Here is an 897-nt window from a genome sequence, read left to right on the forward strand (position 1 = left end):
GTTCCGCATTGTTGAAATATATATGATTCTTTTCACTATGTATAAAGGCACACCCTTGCATACAACAAAGCATTGTTATCAGCATTAAGGCCCATATAATCTCTATCGTTTTCTTTCTCATTATTAAAAATCCTCCAATCTGATTTTTCGGAACCATTTTTTTAACCAGTTAATGCCATTGTGCACCGCGTCCATAGGTTCAGGTTGTAACACAAAATCCATATATTCTCGGTCAGAAATATTTTTACATATCTCCGTTTCAATAAACAGTTCCGGATCAACAAGCTTTTTGGGGTCATATTCCTGAAAGATGGTATTGCTCATAATTTTATCTACGAGTTCCTCTCTTTTCATCAACGAATAATCCCGTATATGCAACAATTCATAATATGGCGCACAAATACTGTCACACAATTCGATAGCCTGAATCAATTCATCCATATATTTTTCTCCACGAGACCGCTTACCTATAGCCTCAATGTACTTGATTTCAGCTTGTTGTTTAAAACAATATTGGTCCATGTTACGCAATAATATATTCAACATCTCATTCTGCTTGTATAGAACCCACTCAGCACCCAGGTATGCTCCTATCAAATTAGAATTAAAATCATTTGTATCACGTTTCTCATCTAACATATCATAAGCTGCATCATAATCATAAATCAGTCCAAACGTATTAAGAATTGCAATCCTGCAATTTTTTTGAACATCGTCTAAGCTATTATCATTGAGAATAGCCTCTTGAATCATAAACAATTCTTCAGATTCATCTTTTTTTATCATTTTCATATAAATTCCTATTATGTCTCGTTTCCTATTAATCTACTCGACACCTTCAAGTCTCGCTCGCGAGACTTGGCGCGAGATTTGCGTCAGCGTAGCTGACATATTTCA

Annotated in this window: 1 protein-coding gene; it reads right to left on the reverse strand. The window is 35.0% G+C overall.

The window, feature by feature from the left end; all coding sequences use genetic code 11:
- Positions 1–123: 123 nt before the first annotated feature.
- Positions 124–786: a hypothetical protein gene (locus tag CSX02_RS10780; RefSeq protein WP_189281529.1), complete on the reverse strand. Its 663-nt coding sequence runs from the start codon at positions 784–786 to the stop codon at positions 124–126.
- Between the last annotated feature and the right edge of the window lie 111 nt (positions 787–897).

The organism is Agathobacter ruminis (assembly GCF_002735305.1).
Taxonomy (GTDB): Bacteria; Bacillota; Clostridia; order Lachnospirales; family Lachnospiraceae; genus Roseburia; species Roseburia ruminis.

Bases quoted from the DNA above. Each gene is read 5' to 3' on its own strand.
- CSX02_RS10780 (WP_189281529.1), bottom strand. From the start codon at position 786: ATGATAAAAAAAGATGAATCTGAAGAATTGTTTATGATTCAAGAGGCT.